17 protein-coding genes are annotated in these 19,921 nt (G+C 72.9%); 8 read left to right on the top strand and 9 right to left on the bottom strand.

The window, feature by feature from the left end; genetic code table 11:
• The first annotated feature begins 99 nt into the window (after positions 1-99).
• On the top strand, positions 100-1,098 hold the full coding sequence (locus NRO40_RS16325; RefSeq protein WP_058940920.1) for an ATP-binding protein: 999 nt from the start codon (positions 100-102) through the stop codon (positions 1,096-1,098).
• On the opposite strand, the gene NRO40_RS16320 is transcribed toward NRO40_RS16325, so the two are convergent.
• Entirely contained in the window at positions 1,095-2,411 is a 1,317-nt protein-coding gene (locus NRO40_RS16320) for a polysaccharide deacetylase family protein (RefSeq protein WP_058940845.1), read from the bottom strand. The two genes, NRO40_RS16325 and NRO40_RS16320, sit on opposite strands and share 4 nt — an antisense overlap.
• A 317-nt stretch (positions 2,412-2,728) precedes the next feature.
• Here NRO40_RS16320 and NRO40_RS16315 point away from each other — a divergent pair, with 317 nt between their 5' ends.
• The 6 genes from NRO40_RS16315 (at position 2,729) to NRO40_RS16290 (ending at position 11,267) form a co-directional block, all read left to right on the top strand.
• On the top strand, positions 2,729-5,128 hold the full coding sequence (locus NRO40_RS16315) for a SulP family inorganic anion transporter (protein ID WP_058940844.1): 2,400 nt from the start codon (positions 2,729-2,731) through the stop codon (positions 5,126-5,128).
• Between the two features lie 663 nt (positions 5,129-5,791).
• Positions 5,792-7,804 carry an acetate--CoA ligase gene (acs, locus tag NRO40_RS16310; RefSeq protein WP_257375436.1) on the top strand — a complete coding sequence of 671 codons (2,013 nt, stop codon included), beginning with the start codon at positions 5,792-5,794 and terminating at the stop codon, positions 7,802-7,804.
• Positions 7,805-7,983: 179 nt separating this feature from the next.
• On the top strand, positions 7,984-9,456 hold the full coding sequence (gene nhaA / locus NRO40_RS16305; protein ID WP_079046847.1) for a Na+/H+ antiporter NhaA: 1,473 nt from the start codon (positions 7,984-7,986) through the stop codon (positions 9,454-9,456).
• Between the two features lie 38 nt (positions 9,457-9,494).
• On the top strand, positions 9,495-9,989 hold the full coding sequence (locus tag NRO40_RS16300) for a phage holin family protein (RefSeq protein WP_058940842.1): 495 nt from the start codon (positions 9,495-9,497) through the stop codon (positions 9,987-9,989).
• Positions 9,986-10,927, top strand: a complete 942-nt coding sequence (locus tag NRO40_RS16295) for an alpha/beta fold hydrolase (RefSeq protein WP_058940841.1) — start codon at positions 9,986-9,988, stop codon at positions 10,925-10,927. The genes NRO40_RS16300 and NRO40_RS16295 overlap by 4 nt, the downstream gene beginning before the upstream one ends.
• 160 nt (positions 10,928-11,087) lie before the next feature.
• Positions 11,088-11,267 carry a hypothetical protein gene (locus NRO40_RS16290; protein ID WP_058940840.1) on the top strand — a complete coding sequence of 60 codons (180 nt, stop codon included), beginning with the start codon at positions 11,088-11,090 and terminating at the stop codon, positions 11,265-11,267.
• A gap of 231 nt (positions 11,268-11,498) precedes the next feature.
• Here NRO40_RS16290 and NRO40_RS16285 read toward each other — a convergent pair whose 3' ends face one another.
• The 3 genes from NRO40_RS16285 to nth form a co-directional block, all read right to left on the bottom strand.
• A complete protein-coding gene (locus tag NRO40_RS16285; protein WP_058940919.1) occupies positions 11,499-12,695 on the bottom strand; it encodes a MarP family serine protease in 1,197 nt (398 codons plus the stop codon).
• A gap of 65 nt (positions 12,696-12,760) precedes the next feature.
• On the bottom strand, positions 12,761-13,465 hold the full coding sequence (locus tag NRO40_RS16280; protein WP_058940918.1) for an NUDIX hydrolase: 705 nt from the start codon (positions 13,463-13,465) through the stop codon (positions 12,761-12,763).
• Between the two features lie 562 nt (positions 13,466-14,027).
• Entirely contained in the window at positions 14,028-14,912 is an 885-nt protein-coding gene (nth, locus tag NRO40_RS16275; protein ID WP_058940839.1) for an endonuclease III, read from the bottom strand.
• Positions 14,913-15,226: 314 nt separating this feature from the next.
• Between nth and NRO40_RS16270 the strand changes: the two genes are divergently transcribed.
• Positions 15,227-15,901 carry a Crp/Fnr family transcriptional regulator gene (locus tag NRO40_RS16270; protein WP_010473292.1) on the top strand — a complete coding sequence of 225 codons (675 nt, stop codon included), beginning with the start codon at positions 15,227-15,229 and terminating at the stop codon, positions 15,899-15,901.
• Positions 15,902-16,167: 266 nt separating this feature from the next.
• Here the strand turns inward: NRO40_RS16270 and NRO40_RS16265 are convergent, their stop codons facing one another.
• From NRO40_RS16265 to NRO40_RS16245, 5 genes are all read right to left on the bottom strand, one after another.
• Positions 16,168-17,052 carry a prohibitin family protein gene (locus tag NRO40_RS16265; RefSeq protein ID WP_058940838.1) on the bottom strand — a complete coding sequence of 295 codons (885 nt, stop codon included), beginning with the start codon at positions 17,050-17,052 and terminating at the stop codon, positions 16,168-16,170.
• Positions 17,053-17,215: 163 nt separating this feature from the next.
• On the bottom strand, positions 17,216-18,046 hold the full coding sequence (locus NRO40_RS16260) for an MBL fold metallo-hydrolase (RefSeq protein ID WP_058940837.1): 831 nt from the start codon (positions 18,044-18,046) through the stop codon (positions 17,216-17,218).
• Positions 18,043-18,924 (bottom strand): NUDIX hydrolase, encoded by an 882-nt coding sequence (locus NRO40_RS16255; RefSeq protein ID WP_058940836.1) that lies wholly within the window; start codon positions 18,922-18,924, stop codon positions 18,043-18,045. Before NRO40_RS16255 ends, NRO40_RS16260 begins: the two co-directional genes overlap by 4 nt.
• A gap of 314 nt (positions 18,925-19,238) precedes the next feature.
• The gene (locus NRO40_RS16250) at positions 19,239-19,712 is read right to left on the bottom strand and encodes a RidA family protein (protein WP_058940835.1); all 474 of its coding nucleotides are present in this window, start codon (positions 19,710-19,712) and stop codon (positions 19,239-19,241) included.
• A complete protein-coding gene (locus NRO40_RS16245; protein WP_003967454.1) occupies positions 19,709-19,867 on the bottom strand; it encodes a DUF4177 domain-containing protein in 159 nt (52 codons plus the stop codon). Before NRO40_RS16245 ends, NRO40_RS16250 begins: the two co-directional genes overlap by 4 nt.
• Positions 19,868-19,921: the final 54 nt, after the last annotated feature.

The following is a 19,921-nucleotide window of genomic DNA, read 5'->3' as shown; positions in this document are numbered from 1 at the left end:
AGCGAGGCTAACGCGCACCCGCGTCACCGCCCCACTCCGAGTGGTGTTACTCATACGGATCGCCGACGCGGCGCGATCGACCCACTACCCTAGGTGAACATGAAGATCGCTTTCGTTGGTAAGGGCGGCAGCGGCAAGACGACGCTGTCCTCCCTTTTCATCCGCCACCTGGCGAACGCCGCGGCCCCCGTGGTCGCGGTGGACGCCGACATCAACCAGCACCTGGGCGCCGCGCTCGGCCTCGACGAGGACGAGGCCGCCGCCCTGCCCGCGATGGGGGCGCACCTGCCGTCGATCAAGCAGTACCTCCGGGGCAGCAACCCCCGGATCGCCTCCGTCGACGCGATGATCAAAACGACCCCGCCCGGTGAGGGCTCCCGGCTGCTGCGCGTCCGCGAGGACAACCCCGTCCACGAGACGTGCGCACGTCCGCTGCGGCTGGACGGCGGCGAGGTGAGACTCATGGTGACGGGGACGTTCACCGAGGCCGACCTCGGGGTGGCCTGTTACCACTCGAAGGTCGGCGCGGTGGAGTTGTACCTCAACCACCTCGTCGACGGGCCGGACGAGTACGTGGTGGTCGACATGACGGCGGGCTCCGACTCGTTCGCCTCCGGCCTGTTCACCCGTTTCGACATGACGTTCCTGGTGGCCGAGCCGACCCGCAGGGGCGTCTCGGTCTACCGCCAGTACAAGGAGTACGCGCGGGACTTCGGCGTCGCCCTGCGGGTCGTCGGGAACAAGGCGCAGAGCCGGGACGACGTCGACTTCCTGCGCGACGAGGTCGGCGACGACCTGCTGGTGACGGTGGGCCACTCCGACTGGGTGCGCGCCATGGAGAAGGGGCGGACCGGGCCCTTCCACGAGCTGGAGCCGGAGAACCGGGCGGCCCTGCGCGCCCTGCGGGAGGCCGCCGACGCCACGTACGCCCACCGCGACTGGGACCGGTACACCCGCCAGATGGTGCACTTCCACCTCAGGAACGCGGAGAGCTGGGGCAACGCCAAGACGGGCGCCGACCTGGCGGCGCAGGTCGACCCGGACTTCGTCCTGTCGGAAGCGGCGTCCCGTCCTGCGACGCTGCCCCAGTCCGTCTAGCCGTCCCGACGGGTGCCGGACACCGCCGACACGCGGGCCGGGGCGTCGGCCCCGGATCCGCCGCGGGCCGACGCCGGCGCCGGGGACGCGCTCGCGGGCCGTGCGGTGAGGAAGCGGGCCCAGCCCTCGGCCGGGGCCTGCCCGACCTTCAGCGTCCGGAGCTTGGCGAGGACGGTCGGGTCCTGCACGTCGAGCCAGTCGGCGAGCTGACGGAACGACACACAGCGCACCTCGGGCTTGGTGCAGACGTGAGCAATCGTTTCTTCAATGGCACGCATGTACGTGCCGCCGTTCCAGGACTCGAAGTGGTTGCCGATGATCAGCGGCGCGCGGTTGCCCTGGTAGGAGCGGTTGAATGCCTGGATCAGCCCGTCCCGCATCTGGTTGCCCCAGTAGCGGTGCATGGAGGGGTCGCCCTTGCTGGTCCCGGACTGGTTGACCATGAAGTTGTAGTCCATGGAGAGCGTCTCGAAGTCCCGTCCGGGGACGGGCACGAGCTGCATGGACAGGTCCCACAGCTTCCCGTCCTTCTTGGGCCACACCTGGTCGTTGACGCCACTGGTGTCGTAGCGCCAGCCGAGTTCGCTCGCGGCCTTCTTGAAGTTCTCACGGCCTTCGAGGCAGGGCGTGCGGGCGCCGATGAGTTCCTTGTCGTAGTCGAAGGGCAGCGGTTTCTCGCCGGCGAGCCCGGCGTTCGTCCGCCAGTTCTTCACGAAGGACTTGGCCTGCTGGATCTCACTCTTCCAGTCCTCGACGGACCAGGTCCCGACGCCGCGCTCCGGGCCGCAGAAGTGGCCGTTGAAGTGCGTGCCGACCTCGTTGCCCTCCAGCCAGGCGGCGCGCAGCTCGCGGACGGTGTCGCGGATCCCCTCCGTGTCGTTGAAGCCGATGTCCGAGCGGCCCGGGGCATGGCCCGGCGGGTTGTAGAGCGCGGACTTCCCCTCCGGCAGCAGGTAGACCCCGCTGAGGAAGTACGTCATCGTCGCGCCGTGCTCCTTGCCGACGCGGCGGAAGTGGGAGAAGAGCTTCTGGCTGTCCTCGCCGGCCCCGTCCCAGGAGAAGACGACGAACTGCGGGGGTCGGCTGCCGGGCTGGAGCCGCTCTGGCTTGGCCAGCCCGGGCTGGGCGCCGGTGTACGCCGTGGAGCCGTCACCGATCAGCCGGACGGTGTTCCTCGGAGGGGCGCCGGCCTTCTCGGGGCCTCCCGCTCCGGGGCCGGGGGCGGGATCGCCGGAGCCTGCGCACCCCGCCAGCCCGGCGATCAGCGCCGCCGCGACGGCACCGACGGTGATCCTCTTCCTGACAGCCGTCATCGGCCCACCCTTCTGTGCTTCCGGTTGTGTGCGAGCGCCGTCAACGTCGCATCACGATCGGTAAGCGGGCGGCACGACGAGCCGCGATAGAACGATTAATCACCTTTGCGAGTGATTCACTGCACCATTTGCCGGGAAAGTAATGCCTCAATCTTTACTCTGCATTACGATCCGTTTACTGAGAGTTGGCAATCCCTCGATTCGACCCTCGCTTGTCGGCACTCTCCCCGACGGTCGGACCACCGTCCCGGTGCCCGGACGATGTCGACGTCACACATCGTGACCCAGCGACCACACGCTTCAGAGGAGGCGGGACCATGAGCTCTTGCACGCCCCAGCGCACGGACGACCCCGGCCCCGCCGGCGGGGCCCGGCGCTTCCCCCGGGAGCACAGTCCGCCACCGGGCGGGCGGCGGTTCCGGGTGGCGGGGTGCGACGTGTCCGCCTCGATCGCCGTCTTCCTGATCGCGCTGCCCCTCTCGCTCGGCATCGCCCTGGCCACGGGAGCACCCCTGCAGGCCGGCCTCGTGGCCGCAGCGGTCGGCGGCATCGTCGTCGGACTCCTGGGCGGGGCCCCCCTCCAGGTGAGCGGACCCGCCGCCGGACTGACCGTGGTCACGGCCGAGCTGATCCAGCGTTACGGCTGGCGGACCACCTGCGCCATCACCGCCCTCGCCGGCCTCACCCAACTCGCCCTGTCCACCCTGCGCGTGGCGCGGTCGGCACTCGCCGTCTCCCCCGCCATCGTGCACGGGATGCTCGCCGGCATCGGCGTGACGATCGCCCTGGCCCAGCTGCACATCGTCCTCGGCGGCACGCCGCAGAGTTCGGCCGTGGACAACGTCCTGGGGCTGCCGGGGCAGCTCGCCGACCCGCACCTCGCCGCCCTGTCGGTGAGCGCCCTCACGATCGTCGTCCTGCTCCTGTGGCCGCGGCTGCCCGGGCGGGGCGGACGGATCGCCCGGAAGGTGCCCGCCGCGCTGGCCTCGGTCGCCGCGGCCAGCGCGCTGGCCCTGACCGCCGGACTCGGCGTACCCCGGGTGGATCTGCCGTCGTGGAGCAGCCACGCCCTCCCGGGCATCCCGGACGGCCCCGTCCTCGGCATCCTCGCGGGCGTCCTGACCATCACGCTGGTCACAAGCGTGCAGTCGCTGCTGTCGGCCGTGGCGATCGACAAGCTGGTCGCGGCGCGCAAGAACCCCACGGCACGAGTGCCCCGCTCGGACCTCGACCGCGAGCTGGCGGGGCAGGGTGCGGCCAACATCGTCTCCGGCGCCCTGGGCGGCCTGCCCGTGGCGGGCGTGGCCGTGCGGAGCGTGGCGAATGTGTCGGCGGGCGCCGTCAGCCGCAACTCCACGGTCATGCACGGGGTGTGGGTCCTGCTCGCCGCGTTCCTGCTCGTACCGGTGCTGGACCTGATCCCGCTCCCCGCGCTGGCCGCGCTGGTCATGGCGGTCGGCATCCAAATGGTCAGCATCACCCACATCCGCAGCGTCACCCGGCACCGGGAGATGCTGGTGTACGCGGCGACCGTGACGGGGGTCGTCCTCGTCGGGATCCTCCAGGGTGTCGCCCTCGGCATCCTCGTGGCGACCGGGGTGGCCCTCCACCGGCTGGCGAGGACGCGGATCACCCGGGAGCAGCGGGACGGTACGGAGCACGTGCGGGTGCGGGGCCAGTTGACGTTCCTGGCCGTGCCCCGGCTGAGCCGGACGCTGCACCAGATCCCGGGCGACGCGCGGGTCCTCATCGAACTGGACGGGTCCTTCATGGACCACGCCGCCTACGAGACGCTGCACGACTGGCAGATGTCGCACCTCGCGCACGGCGGGGAAGTGGAGCTGACGGGTCGTGCCGGTACGCGTATCGCGGATCCGTCTGCGGGTACGCACACGTGCTGCCGGCCGTGGACCCCCTGGCGCAATCACCACTGCGGCGGGCACCCGGCGGAGCGCGGCCGGACGACGGGGCACCAGCTGGCTCGCGGGCTCAGCTCGTTCCAGCGCAACACCGCCCCGCACGTGCGGGACGAACTCGCGCGGCTGGCCCGCGAGGGGCAGAGCCCCTCGCAGCTCTTCCTGACCTGCGCGGACTCCCGCCTGGTGACCAGCATGATCACAGCGAGTGGGCCAGGCGACCTGTTCACCGTGCGGAACGTCGGCAACCTCGTGCCGCTGCCCGGTGCGGAGAGCGGCGACGACTCGGTCGCCGCCGCGATCGAGTACGCCGTGGACGTGCTGCAGGTGCGGTCGGTCACCGTGTGCGGGCACTCCGGCTGCGGTGCCATGCAGGCCCTGCTGAGCGGCGTCCCGGACGCCACGCTCGACACCCCGTCGGGTGGCCGGGAGCCACAGACGCCGCTGGGGCGGTGGCTGCGTCACGGGCAGCCGAGTCTGGAGCGGGGGCGGAGCGGGGGACGGGCGCGGCCGCGCCTGTCGGGGCGGCTCCCGGCCGACGCGGTGGAGCAACTGTGCCTGACCAATGTGGTGCAGCAGCTGGAGCACCTGAAGCGGCACGACGCGGTGGCCCGGCGTCTCGCCGACGGGTCGTTGCAGCTCCAGGGCATGTACTTCCACGTCGGCGAGGCGCAGGCGTACCTGCTCAGACGGGACGACGCAGGGGACGTCTTCCACCCCGTGTCGCCCCTCGACGGAAGGCGGTCCGACGGAGGCCCGTCCGACGGGAGCCCGTCCCGACACGCCGAGGCCAGGGCCTGACGGTAGGGCGGGCACCCGACGGGGGGGTGTGATCCCCGGAGGGGGCCAGGCCCCTCCCGCAGGGGGCGGGCCCCCGTTGCAAGGCCCCGTCGCCGCGAGCGCGGGCTCCGGCCGCACGGGTCGGGCCCCGCCGCAGCAGGCGAGCCCCCGACCGCAGTGAGCGCCGGCTCCGGCCGCAGGGGCGGGCTGCCGTCTCATGGAGCGGGCTCCCGCTTCAAGGGGGCGGCCCCCGTGGGAAGGAGCGCCCGGCTCCGGCCGCACCCCGCGGGCGCCCACGTCCGCACGGGCGCGCGTGGGGTCGCCACCCGCCGGCCCCGCAGGCCCAGCAGCTCTGCGCTGGGGCCGCGCGCCCCGGTTCGTCGGCTGGCGGCTGGCGGTTGGCGGCTGGCGCCCCGGGGGAAGGCCGGCGGACCAGGGGACTCCGGGCGACGTGGCGCCGCCGGCTTCTCCTCCGAGGCCGCCGGTGAACCGGGGGCCGTGCGGCGCCGTGGTGGTGGGTGGCCCCGTCGCCCGGTGCCCCGGCCCGGTGCGTTCGGGAGCCTCCGGGGGAAGGGGTCACAAGACCGCACAGTCCGTCCGTCCAGCCCCTCCTCACCATCGGCCGCAGAGGTCTAAACCAATCCCCGGGAAACCCTTGTCACCCGGGCATCGGACTGGTGAGCTATGGGCCGGGACACATCGGACGCCCTGGGAATGGGAGATGTCGTGAGCAACGAGAGCCTGGCCAACCTGTTGAAGGAGGAGCGGAGGTTCGCCCCGCCCGCCGAGCTGGCCGCGCAGGCCAACGTGACGGCGGCGGCGTACGAGCAGGCGGGGGCGGACCGGCTCGGCTTCTGGGCCGAGCAGGCGCGCCGGCTCAGCTGGGTCACCGAGCCCACCGAGACGCTCGACTGGTCGAACCCGCCCTTCGCCAAGTGGTTCGCCGACGGCACGCTCAACGTCGCGTACAACTGCGTCGACCGCCACGTGGAGGCCGGTCTCGGTGACCGCGTCGCCCTGCACTTCGAGGGCGAGCCGGGGGACAGCCGGGCGATCACGTACGCGGAGCTCAAGGACGAGGTGAGCCGCGCCGCCCACGCGCTGACCGAGCTCGGCGTCCGCAAGGGCGACCGCGTCGCCGTCTACATGCCGATGATCCCCGAGGCGGCCGTCGCGATGCTGGCGTGCGCCCGGATCGGTGCGGCGCACTCCGTGGTGTTCGGCGGCTTCTCGGCGGACGCCATCGCCGCCCGCATCCAGGACGCCGACGCCAAGCTGGTCATCACCGCGGACGGCGGGTACCGACGCGGCAAGCCCTCCGCCCTCAAGCCGGCCGTCGACGAGGCGCTGACCCGGGTGGAGGGCGTCGAGCGGGTCCTCGTGGTGCGCCGCACCGGGCAGGACGTGGCCTGGACGGAGGGCCGTGACGTCTGGTGGGACGAGATCGTCCAGCGGCAGAGCGCGGACCACACGCCGGAGGCGTTCGATGCCGAGCACCCGCTGTTCATCCTGTACACCTCCGGCACGACGGGGAAGCCGAAGGGCATTCTGCACACCTCGGGCGGCTACCTCACGCAGGCGGCGTACACACACCACGCGGTCTTCGACCTGAAGCCGGAGACGGACGTCTACTGGTGCACGGCCGACATCGGCTGGGTCACCGGCCACTCGTACATCGTCTACGGCCCGCTCGCCAACGGGGCGACGCAGGTCATGTACGAGGGCACCCCGGACACCCCGCACCAGGGCCGGTTCTGGGAGATCGTGCAGAAGTACGGCGTCACGATCCTCTACACGGCGCCGACCGCCATCCGCACGTTCATGAAGTGGGGCGATGACATCCCCGCCAAGTTCGACCTGTCCAGCCTGCGCATCCTGGGCTCGGTGGGCGAGCCGATCAACCCGGAGGCATGGATCTGGTACCGGGAGCACATCGGCGGCGGCCGCTGCCCGATCGTCGACACCTGGTGGCAGACCGAGACCGGCGCGATGATGATCTCGCCGCTGCCCGGTGTGACGGAGACGAAGCCCGGCTCCGCGCAGCGCGCGCTGCCCGGCATCGCGGCGACGGTCGTCGACGACGAGGCGAACGAGGTCCCCGACGGCGGTGGCGGCTACCTGGTCCTGACCGAGCCCTGGCCGTCGATGCTGCGCACCATCTGGGGCGACGACCAGCGGTTCATCGACACGTACTGGTCGCGTTTCGAGGGGCGGTACTTCGCGGGCGACGGTGCCAAGAAGGACGACGACGGCGACATCTGGCTGCTCGGCCGTGTCGACGACGTGATGCTGGTGTCCGGCCACAACATCTCCACCACCGAGGTCGAGTCGGCGCTCGTCTCGCACCCGAAGGTCGCCGAGGCGGCCGTCGTCGGCGCGGCCGACGAGACGACGGGGCAGGCCATCGTGGCGTTCGTGATCCTGCGGGGCACGGCGGCCGCCGAGGCGGAGACGGGCGGCGAGGCTCTCGTCGCGGAACTGCGCAACCACGTGGGTGCCACGCTCGGCCCGATCGCCAAGCCCCAGCGCGTCCTGCCGGTCGCGGAGCTGCCCAAGACCCGGTCCGGCAAGATCATGCGCCGCCTGCTGCGTGACGTCGCGGAGAACCGCCAGCTGGGTGACGTCACGACGCTCACGGACTCGTCCGTCATGGACCTGATCCAGGCGAAGCTGCCCGCCGCCCCGAGCGAGGACTGACCCGGACGGGACGGAGACCCCGGGAGGGCACCCGGCGCACCGTCGCCGGGTGTCCTTTTTGTACGTAAGGTGAGGATCATCGGACAAGTTCCGGCAGCCTCCCTGTAGGGTGGCCGTCGCATCGGAGATGCGACAAAGATCGACAAGAATCGAATGGGGCGCCGGGAAGTCTGGTCGGCATGTGTTTGCCATGTCCGCCTACCCGGAGGTCCCCGCACGTGAGCGCGCCCGAGAAGCCCGACCCCACCGGCACCACCAGCACCGCCGCCTCCGCCACACGCCGGTTCCTCGGCCGGCTGCCGCTCCCCGAGCGGACATTCGTGACCGACGCGCTGCGTGCCGAGACCGTCGGCGGCGTCCTCCTCCTGGTGGCCGCCATCGCCGCACTCGTCTGGGCGAACTCCCCCTTCAGCGCCGGCTACGAGACCGCCCGTGAGTTCCACATAGGGCCGGGGTCGCTGGGGCTGGACCTCTCCCTCCAGCACTGGGCCGCCGACGGACTGTTGGCGATCTTCTTCTTCGTCGCGGGCATCGAGCTCAAGCGCGAGCTCGTCGCCGGCGAGCTGCGCGACCCCCGCGCCGCGGCGCTCCCCGTCGTCGCCGCGCTCTGCGGCATGATCGCGCCGGCCCTCGTCTACGTCGTGGTCAACGTCCTGGGCGACGGCTCACTGAACGGCTGGGCCGTCCCCACCGCCACCGACATCGCCTTCGCGCTCGCCGTGCTGGCCGTCATCGGCACGTCGCTGCCGTCCGCGCTGCGCGCCTTCCTCCTCACCCTCGCCGTCGTCGACGACCTCTTCGCCATCCTGATCATCGCGGTCTTCTTCACCGGCGACCTGAACTTCGCGGCGCTCGGCGGCGCCGTCGCCGGGCTCGTCCTCTTCTGGTTCCTGCTGCGCTCGAACGTCCGCGGCTGGTACGTGTACGTGCCGCTGGCCCTGGTGATCTGGGCCCTCATGTACAACAGCGGCATCCACGCCACCATCGCCGGCGTCGCCATGGGCCTGATGCTGCGCTGCACGCGCCGCGAGGGCGAGGAGCACTCCCCCGGCGAGCACATCGAGCACCTGGTGCGTCCGCTGTCGGCCGGTTTCGCGGTGCCGGTGTTCGCCCTGTTCTCCGCCGGTGTGGCGGTGTCCGGCGGCGCCCTGGGCGACGTCTTCACCCGACCCGAGACGCTGGGCGTCGTCCTCGGCCTGGTGGTGGGCAAGACGGTCGGCATCTTCGGCGGCACCTGGCTGACCGCCCGCTTCACCCGGGCCGAGCTGAACGAGGACCTCGCCTGGGCCGACCTCTTCGCCGTGGCCTCCCTCGCCGGCATCGGCTTCACCGTCTCGCTGCTCATCGGCGAGCTGGCGTTCGAGGGTGACGCCGCGCTCACCGACGAGGTGAAGGCCGCGGTCCTCATCGGCTCCCTGATCGCCGCGGTGCTCGCGTCCGTCCTGCTGAAGCTCCGCGTCCGCCGGTACCGGGACCTGGTCGAGGCGGAGGAGCGCGACGAGGACCTCAGCGGCATCCCCGACGTGTACGAGGTGGACGACCCGGAGCACCACCTGCGCCTCGCGGCCATCTACGAGCGGAAGGCCGCGGAACACCGCCGCCGGGCCGAAGAAGCGGGGGCACCGCGCGGGAACGGCGACCGTCCGGCATGATCTGAGGTCGGACCGTACAGGAGAGAGGGAGCGACACGATGAGCGACCCCGCCGGGAGGACCGGTATCGCCGGGAACGGCGCAGAGCACAGCCTCGGCCAGCTGGTCGCCTCCGCGACCGCCGAGATGTCGGCGCTCGTGCACGACGAGATCGCCCTGGCCAAGGCCCAGCTGCGGCAGGACGTCAAGCGCGGCGCCGTCAGCGGCCTGGGTTTCTCGGCTGCCGGGCTGGTACTGATTTTCTCGCTGCCGATGCTGAGCTTCGCGCTGGCGTACGGCTTCCACGCCTGGACGGACTGGCACCTGTCCCTCTGCTTCCTGCTGTCCTTCGGCGTGAACGTCGTGGTCGCCGCCCTGCTGGCGCTGGTCGGCGCCGCCTTCGCGAAGAAGGCCAAGCGCGGCAAGGGCCCCCAGAAGACCGCCGCGTCCATGAAGCGGACCGCCGCCGTGCTCCAGAACGTCAAGCCGCACCCGCGGACCGCTGCCCCCGTGGTCCAGGAGAAGTCCGCGACTGTGGCACGCTCGTCCGCATGACGGTCCCTGACAGCAGTAGCGGTACCCCCGACCCCGGCCCCGTACGGATCGACGGCCCCTGGACGCACCGTCACGTCGCCGCGAACGGGGCCCGATTCCACATCGCGGAGCTGGGCGACGGCCCGCTCGTGCTGCTCCTGCACGGCTTCCCGCAGTTCTGGTGGACGTGGCGGCACCAGATGACCGCGCTCGCCGACGCCGGGTTCCGGGCCGTGGCCATGGACCTGCGGGGCGTCGGCGGCAGCGACCGCACGCCCCGCGGCTACGACCCGGCGAACCTCGCGCTCGACATCACGGGCGTCGTGCGGTCCCTGGGCGAGCCCGACGCGGCGCTCGTCGGCCACGACCTGGGCGGGTACCTGGCGTGGACGGCCGCGGTGATGCGCCCCAAGCTGGTGCGCCGCTTGGTCGTCTCATCGATGCCGCACCCGCGGCGGTGGCGTTCCGCGATGCTCTCGGACCCCGCGCAGACCCGCGCCGGGTCGTACGTGTGGGGCTTCCAGCGGCCGTGGCTGCCCGAGCGGCGCCTCGCCGCGGACGACGCGGCGCACGTCGGGCAGCTGATCCGGGACTGGTCCGGCGCCCGGGTGCCGGACGACGCGACGATCGACGTGTACCGGCGGGCGATGACGATCCCGTCGACGGCGCACTGCTCGATCGAGCCGTACCGCTGGATGGTCCGCTCGCTGGCGCGCCCTGACGGCCTGCAGTTCAACCGGCGCATGAAGCGCCCCGTCCGGGTGCCGACGCTGCACCTGCACGGCTCCGCCGACCCGGTGATGCGCACCCGCAGCGCGGCGGGGTCGGGCGAGTACGTCGAGGCCCCGTACCGCTGGCGGCTGTTCGACGGTCTCGGCCATTTCCCGCACGAGGAGGACCCGTTGGCCTTCTCGTCGGAACTCGTCAACTGGCTCAAGGATCCCGAACCGGACCGCTGAGCTCCGCAGGCCCGCGGGCCTTGCGGCCGGTCCGCCCCGCGGAAGCCACGGAAAACGCCCGGAAACGGTCGTCCTACGATCGGCCAAATGCCTGGCGCATAGGCCAATTGGCCGCCCGCCAGGCGGTTACCGACCATGGGCCCCGGGCACACGTCGGGGTATGGGCTGGACGCACGACCATGTTGACGCCGCACGCAACCGCCGCTCGGCCACGGCGCCGCCTCCCGAGAGGGCCGGCGGCCCCCGGGACGTGGCACTGGACGCCCGTCTCGGCATCCCGCACATCCTGCGCCGCCGGGCCCGCTGGGTCTCCGCGCGGCTGCGCCACCAGCGCGACTGACGGCACCGCGCCGGCCCGGCTGGGGTATCGGTTACCCGCTACCGGCGCGCGCATACGGACCCGGCCGCGGTACCCGGCTACCGGCTACCGGCTACCGGCTACCGGCTACCGGCTACCGGCTACCGGCTACCGGCTACCGGCGCGAAACGGCTGACGGCGCCCCGCGTGGCGGCACCAGGTCGGGTACCGCCCCGCGGGACGCCGTCAGGGCCCCCTTTCAGGGCACCGTGGTCAGAGCGCGCACCCCTGGCTGTCGACCTGCTGGTTGGCGCTGAGGCCGAGCGTGATGTCCTCGCGGATCTCGTCGACGGTCAGCGCGTACCCCGTGTTGGCGTCGTCCAGGGACCGCGCGAAGATCACGCCGTAGACCTTGCCGTCCGACGTGAGCAGGGGTCCGCCGGAGTTGCCCTGACGGACCGTCGCGAACAGCGAGTACACGTCGCGCCGGACCTCGCCGCGGTGGTAGATGTCGGGCCCGTCGGCGTTGATGCGGCCCCGGACGCGTGCCGAGCGGACGTCGTACGCGCCGTTCTCCGGGAAGCCCGCGACGATCGCGTCGTCGCCGCTGCGGGCGTCGGCCCCGGTGAACTCGAGGGGTGTGGCCCTGAGATCCGGCACGTCCAGGACGGCGATGTCGCGCTGCCAGTCGTACAGGACGACCGTCGCGTCGTAGAGCCTGCCCTCGCCGCCTATCTGGACGGTCGGCTCGTCGACGCCGCCCACCACGTGGGCGTTCGTCATGACGCGGCGCTCGCCGAAAACGAAGCCGGTGCCCTCCAGGACCTTGCCGCAGCTGCGGGCCGTGCCGACGACCTTCACGATGGAGTCCTTGGCGCGGGCGGCGACGGGGCTGTTCACCAGCGCCGGGTCCGGCGGGCGGACCTCGGTGATCGGCTCGTTCGCGAACGGGTTGAAGACCTGCGGGAAGCCGTTCTGCGCCAGTACCGCCGAGAAGTCCTTGAAGAGCGTCGACCCCTGTGCGGGCATGACCCGGGAGACCCCGAGAAGCACCTTGGAGCTGCGGACCTCCTTGCCGAAGGGCAGGGGCGTCTGGGCCAGGGCCGCGCCGATGAGCCAGGCGACGAGCAGCATCGCCACCACGTTGACCAGGGCGCCGCCCGTCGCGTCGAGGGCGCGGGCCGGTGACCAGGTGATGTGGCGGCGGAGCTTGTTGCCGAGGTGGGTGGTGAGTGTCTGCCCCACGGACGCGAAGACCAGGACGATCGCGATGGCGATGATGGCGGCGGTCGTGGAGACCTCCGCGTCACCCGTGAGCGGCCCCCACACGAGCGGCAGCAGGTAGACGGCGACGACTCCGCCGCCGAGGAAACCGATCACCGACAGGATGCCAACCACGAACCCCTGTCGGTACCCGACGATCGCGAACCACACGGCGGCGACCAGCAGCAGGATGTCCAGCACGTTCACCGTCATTAGCCTCGCAGATTCGTCTCCGGTCGCCCCGTACGGCCGCGGAGCCAGCAGTCAGCCTGTCATGCACGCCAGTCGAGCGGGACCTGCCTCCCCCGGTCCCAGGGCTCCTCCCAGCCGGCGAAGTGCAGGATCCGGTCGATCAGCCCCGCGGTGAACCCCCACACCAGGGTGGATTGGACCAGAAACGCCGGACCCCGGTAGCCGCTGGGGTGGATGGCCATCGCCCGGTTGGACGCGTCCGTGAGATCCGCCACGGGCACCGTGAAGACCCGCGCGGTCTCGGCCGGGTCCACGGCGCCGACCGGGCTCGGTTCCCTCCACCACCCGAGTACGGGCGTGACGACGAAGCCGCTCACCGGGATGAAGAGCCGGGGCAGCGCGGAGAAGACCTGGACGCCGGCGGGGTCGAGTCCGGTCTCCTCCTGCGCCTCGCGCAGCGCGGCGCGCAGCGGCCCCACCGACGCCGGGTCGCCGTCCTCCGGGTCGAGAGCGCCGCCGGGGAAGGACGGCTGGCCGGCGTGCGCGCGCAGGCTGCTGGACCGCTCCATGAGCAGCAGCTCCGGGCCGCGCTCCCCCTCGCCGAACAGGATCAGCACGGCGGCCTGCCGACCGCCCTGCGGGGGTGGCAGGAACCGGCTGAGCTGCTCGGGCGCGATCGTGTGCGCCGCCTTGGCGACGGGCTCCAGCCACCCGGGCAGCCCGTCGACGCTGACGGTGACCTGCGGGGGGACGCCTGAGGCGCCCGAGGGGCTGTGGGTGCCCAGGGCGCTGTGGGTGCCCAGGGCGCTGTGGGTGCCCAGGACGCTGTGAGTGCCCAGGACGCTGTGAGTGCCCGAGGCACCGGGGGTGTCGTGGGTCCCTGCGTCGCCGGGGGTGTCGTGGGCGCCGGGAACGCGGGCGGTGCGGGGGGCGCCCGGGGCCCCCACGGCCTCGGGGACCCCCGGTGCACCCACGGCACCCTGGGCCTCGGGGGGCTCCGGGGCCTCGGGGACCTCCGGGGCCTCGGATGCGGTCACCCGGCCGTCATCCGGGGCGTGCGTGGCCTTCGGGTCATCCTGGGCGTGCGCGGCCTCCAGGGCGTGCGAGGTGTCCGAAGCGGCCCCCCGCGCACCGGCCGGGGCACGCCCCGGCGTGTGGCCGGGCGCGCGCCGGGGCGCCACCGCCCCGCCGGGCGCCACCGCGCCCTCACGGCCGCGACCACGGCCGCCTTCGCGGTCCGGGCCGCCGTCCCCGGCGTCGTTCGTGTTCTGCTCCGCGCGCGTCACAGGCACCCCCGACTCACCCAACGCATTCCCGCCACTCGATCGTTCCGCCCGTCTCCGCCGCTCAGGCCCCGGTGGTGCCGGCCGCGGCACCGGGGTCGCCCTCGGGATCGGCCGTGGCCAGGGGCGCGGCGGGACGGCCCGGGTAGTCCGGGGGCGGGGCCAGACGCTGGCCGGGGTAGCCGCCCTTCTCGTACTTGAGCAGCTTCTTGGCCTTCTCCGGGTCGGTCTCCCCCTCGCCGTACGCCGGGCACAGCGGCGCGATGGGGCAGGCGCCGCAGGCGGGCTTGCGGGCGTGGCAGATGCGGCGGCCGTGGAAGATCACCCGGTGCGACAGCATCGTCCAGTCGGACTTGGGGAAGAGGGCGCAGACCTCCGCCTCCACCTTCTCGGGGTCCTCCTCGGCGGTCCACTTCCAGCGGCGGACGAGCCGCCCGAAGTGCGTGTCGACGGTGACGCCGGGGACGCCGAAGGCGTTGCCGAGGACCACGTTGGCCGTCTTGCGGCCCACGCCGGGGAGGGTCACCAGGTCGGCGAGGCGGCCGGGGACCTCGCCGCCGAAGTCGTCCCGCAGGGCCGTGGACAGGCCGATGAGGGACCTGGCCTTCGCCCGGAAGAACCCGGTCGGCCGGATGACCTCCTCCAGTTCCTCCGGCACCGCCGCCGCCAGGTCCTCGGGGGTGGGGTACTTCGCGAAGAGGGCGGGCGTCGTCTGGTTCACCCGCAGGTCGGTGGTCTGGGCGGAGAGGACCGTGGCGACCAGGAGCTCGAAGGGGTTGCGGAAGTCGAGCTCCGGGTGCGCGTACGGGTACACCTCGGCGAGCTCGCGGTTGATCCGCCGGGCGCGGCGGACCAGGGCGGTGCGGGATTCCGGGGCAGACGCCTTCTTTATCCCTTTTGGTCGCTTCTGGGCGTTTTTCTTTGCTGCATTGGACACTTGTTCGCCCACAGCGGAATTCTGCTCCCCGGTCACTCTTCCAGCCCCCTCGGTGTGCGCTCTCACCGGCGAATCGGACACCCGGCCAGCCTAAGCGCCAGGGCCGACATCCGCCCTGAGCACAGGGGATCACGACCCAATCGGGGCCCTGCCGCACGGACACGCACACCGGTACGTCAAACTTGTTGTGATTGATCGCACGACAATGAACCTGCGGGGGCCGACCCTCCGGGGTGCCGCGTCGAGCAGCGTCCCCCGGAAGAGCACCGCCCCGTCCGGCATCATGGGGACCAACGTCCTGAGCAGGTCGACATAGGAGAGAACTCGTGGACGACGTTCTGCGGCGCGCCCCGCTCTTCGCGGCGCTCGATGACGAGCAGGCCGCGGAGCTCCGCGCCTCGATGAGTGAGGTGACGCTCGCCCGCGGCGACGCCCTCTTCCACGAGGGCGACCCGGGCGACCGGCTCTACGTGGTGACCGAAGGCAAGGTCAAGCTCCACCGCACGTCCCCCGACGGCCGCGAGAACATGCTCGCCGTCCTCGGCCCGGGCGAGCTCATCGGTGAGCTGTCCCTGTTCGACCCGGGCCCGCGTACGGCCACGGCGACCGCGCTGACCGAGGTCAAGCTGCTCGGCCTGGGCCACGGCGACCTCCAGCCCTGGCTGAATGCCCGCCCCGAGGTGGCCTCGGCGCTGCTGCGCGCCGTCGCCCGGCGCCTGCGCAAGACCAACGACCAGATGTCCGACCTGGTCTTCTCCGACGTGCCGGGCCGTGTCGCCCGCGCGCTCCTCGACCTGTCGCGCCGCTTCGGCGTCCAGTCGGAGGAGGGCATCCACGTCGTGCACGACCTCACCCAGGAGGAGCTGGCCCAGCTCGTCGGCGCGTCGCGCGAGACGGTCAACAAGGCGCTGGCCGACTTCGCGGGCCGCGGCTGGCTGCGCCTGGAGGCGCGCGCCGTCATCCTGCTGGACGTGGAGCGCCTGGCGAAGCGCTCGCGCTGACCCACAGAGCACCCGCAGAGGGCCGTCCCGCGACACCGCGGGGCGGCCCTCCGGCGTACACCGTCCGGCGTACACCGTCGTCGGCCGTCACCCCGGGCCGCTGCCCCCCAGCCGCCGCCCCGGGCCGCCCTCCTCCGGACACCGACCCCCGGTCGCCGAGCCCCGGCCGCCGAGCCCCGGCCACCGCCGCGGGCCGGCCGGCCCCCGACCGTCGGCCGGCCCGGCGTGCCCCGCCCTCCGGGCCCGGGGCGCGCCGGCCGGACGGGTCAGCCCTTCTTGCCGTCCACGATCACCGGCGTGCCGCTGCCGCCGCCGCACGGCACGGCGTAGACCGGGTTCTTGGCCGCGGCGTCCCGGTAGGCGTCGATGCACTGGTTCATGAGGACCTTGTCGGTGAGCGAGTTGTTGAGGATCTTGTTCGCCCGGGCGATGCCCTCGGCCTCGATGCGGCGCCGCTCGGACTCCGCCGTCGCCGTGCGGGCGGCCTCCTGGGCCCGCTCGGTGGCCTGCTGCTGCTGGATCTTGCGGTCGATCTGGTCCTGGAGCTGGTCCGACGGCTTCACGTTCCGCAGGTTGACGGTCGTCACGTCGATGCCGCGCGGCGCCAGCCGCTCCTTGATCAGCACACCGATCTCGGCGTTGATCTTCTCGCGGGCGGAGGTGTAACCCTCCTCGCTGGTGTAGCGGGCGAAGACGTTGCGGACGATCTCCCGGCTGTCCGGGAAGACCAGCCGCTGCTGGATGGACGCCTCGTTGCCGGCGAGCCGGTACAGCTCCACGGCCTTCGACGGCTTGACCGCCCACTTCACGGTCAGCTCCGCGTACATCACGCCGCCCTGCGTGGAGCGGACCTCGACGACGTCCTTGTCGGAGAGGTTCAGGTCGACCGGGCGCGTGGAGAAGGTCGTCACGTGGGTGAACGGCGAGACGACGTTCACGCCCGGGTGCACCGGCGTACCGACCTTGCCGAACGTCACCGGCACGCCGACCTCGTACGCGCTGACGACGTGCAGGCAGCTGGCCAGCCCCGCGCACAGGGCCGCCAGCAGCGCACCCACCGCGCCCAGCCGGAAGGCCGGGCGTTCCTGGGCACGCCCGACGAAGAACAGCACCACCGCGGCGACGAGCAGCAGGATGGACAGGACGAACACGTGGGCCCCCCGGGGTCCGGACTACGGATGTAAAGGGAGCGTAAAGCACGGCGTGTCGGCTGTACTCGAGCGGGCTGTTGCGGATTCGTACCGACTTCGCGACGCAGCACGGTGTGCCGTACCGGCCACCGCCCGTGCGTCGTGCCGCCGCGACGGCAGGGCGTCAGATCAGGCCGTGCTCGGAGAGGTACTCCAGCTGCGCCCGCACGGACAGCTCCGCCGCGGGCCACAGGGACCGGTCGACGTCGGCGTAGACGTGCGCCACGACCTCGGCCGGGGTCGTGTAGCCGTCCTCGACGGCCGTCTCGACCTGGGCGAGCCGGCTGGCCCGGTGCGCGAGGTAGAACTCCACGGCGCCCTGGGCGTCGTCGAGGACCGGGCCGTGGCCGGGGAGCACCGTGTGCACGCCGTCGTCGACCGTCAGCGAGCGCAGCCGCCGCAGCGAGTCGAGGTAGTCGCCGAGCCGTCCGTCCGGATGGGCCACGAGGGTCGTGCCGCGGCCGAGGACGGTGTCCCCGGTCAGCACCGCGCGGTCGGCCGGCAGGTGGAAACTGAGCGAGTCCCCGGTGTGGCCGGGTGTCGCCACCACCCGCAGCTCCAGCCCGCCGACGGCGACGACCTGCCCGGCGGACAGCCCCTCGCCACCGAGGCGCAGCGCCGGGTCCAGGGCGCGTACGGGGGTGCGGGTCAGTTCGGCGAAGCGGGCGGCGCCCTCCGCGTGATCGGGGTGCCCATGGGTGAGCAGGGTCAGCGCGACGCGCTTGCCGAGGCTCTCGGCGGTGTCGCGCACGGCGCGGAGGTGGCCCTCGTCGAGGGGGCCGGGATCCACGACGACCGCGAGCGGCGAGTCGGGCTCGGAGAGGATCCAGGTGTTGGTGCCGTCCAGGGTCATCGCGGACGGGTTCGGCGCGAGGACGTTCACGGCGCGGTCGGTGGCGGGACCGGAGACCACGGCTCCGCGCGGCTGGCCCGGGAGGGCGGCGGCGTCGGTCACAGGTCACCTCCGGCGCCCGGCCCGGGCACGTGCCGGGTGAACTCGTCGTGGCCGGGCCAGCTCAGCACCACCTCGTCACCTTCCAGTCTGGCGCGCGCCAGCACCGGCGTCAGGTCCTGGCCGCGTGCCGCGTCGAGGGCGGCGAGCGGCGAGTCGTACGGCGCGAGGCTGCGCAGCGTCGCGATGGTGGGCGGCATCATCAGCAAGTCGCCCCGGTCGTACCCGGCCGCCGCGTCCGCCGGGCGGATCCAGACGGTCCGGTCGGCCTCGGTGGAGGCGTTGCGGGTGCGCTGGCCGGTGGGGAGGGCGGCGACGAAGAACCACGTGTCGTACCGGCGCGGCTCGAACTCCGGCGTGATCCAGCGCGCCCAGGCGCCCAGCAGGTCGGAGCGCAGGACGAGGTCGCGCGCGTCGAGGAACTCCGCGAACGACAGCTCCCGTGCCACCAGCGCCGCCCGGGCCTCCTCCCAGTCGTCGCCGGTGGTGTCGCCGACGACCGTGTCCGGCGTGGGCCCCGCGAGCAGGACCCCGGCCTCCTCGTATGTCTCCCGCACGGCCGCGCAGACGACGGCCTGGGCCTCGGCGGCCGTGGCGACGCCGAGACGGGCGGCCCACTCGGCGGGGCTCGGGCCGGCCCAGCGGACGGGGTGCTCGTCGCGCGGGTCGACGGAGCCGCCGGGGTAGGCGTACGCGCCGCCCGCGAAGGCCATGGAGGCGCGGCGGCGCAGCATGTGCACCTCGATGGCGGCGGCCCCACCGGCGTCGCGCAGGAGCAGCACGGTGGCGGCGCGGCGGGGCGCCACGGCCGTCAGCTCACCGGCCGCGAGGGCACGGATGCGGTCGGGCCATTCCGGTGGGTACCACTGACCATTCGGCATGGCCGGAGCCTATGACGATCTGTCCGGATGTTCGAGGGCCCATCGGTCCCCGATCCCGGCCCCGGCCACGCGGACCGGGGCGGTCGCCGGCCGGATCCGGGGCCGCGGACCGGGCGGAGGCCGCCAGCCGGGGCCGCCGGCGGAGAGCCCGCGGACCGAAGCCGGGCCCACGGACCGAAGCCGGGCCCACGGACCGAAGCCGGGCCCACGGACCGGAGCCGAGGCCCCACGCCCCACGGACCCGAGACCGGGCCCCCAGACCGAAGCCGGGGCCGCCGGGCGGCCCGACGGCGACGATCGGGGCCCGGCGGGGTTCAGTCCTCCGGCAGGAGCTCCACCTGGAGCTCGACCTCGACGGGCGCGTCCAGCGGCAGGACCGCCACGCCCACGGCGCTGCGCGCGTGGACGCCGCGGTCGCCGAGGACGTCGCCGAGCAGCTCGCTGGCACCGTTCAGCACGGCCGGCTGGCCGGTGAAGTCGGGTGCCGAGGCGACGAAGCCGACGACCTTCACGACCCGCGCGATGCGGTCGAGGTCGCCCGCCACGGACTTCACCGCGGCGAGGGCGTTCAGCGCGCAGACGCGGGCCAGGTCCTTGGCCTCCTCCGGCGTGACCTCGGCGCCCACCTTGCCGGTGACCGGAAGCTTCCCGTCCACCATGGGCAGCTGGCCCGCGGTGTACACGTACGCGCCGGACCGGACGGCCGGCTGGTACGCGGCCAGCGGCGGCACGACCTGCGGCAGCGTCAGGCCGCGCTCGGCGAGCGCCGCCTCGACGCGCCCGGTCACGCCTTCTCCCGCTTCAGGTACGCCACGAGCTGCTCGGGGTTGTTCGGGCCGGGGACGACCTGGACGAGCTCCCAGCCGTCCTCGCCCCAGGTGTCCAGGATCTGCTTGGTTGCGTGCACGAGAAGGGGCACGGTCGCGTATTCCCACTTGGTCATGGGGCCGACTGTATCCGCTCGCCGGCGCCGCCCCGGGGCAGCCTCCTGCGTGGG

The organism is Streptomyces changanensis, assembly GCF_024600715.1.
Classification (GTDB): Bacteria; Actinomycetota; Actinomycetes; order Streptomycetales; family Streptomycetaceae; genus Streptomyces; species Streptomyces changanensis.
Note: the sequence above shows the minus strand (reverse complement) of the source record. Positions and strands in the feature narration are given on the sequence as shown.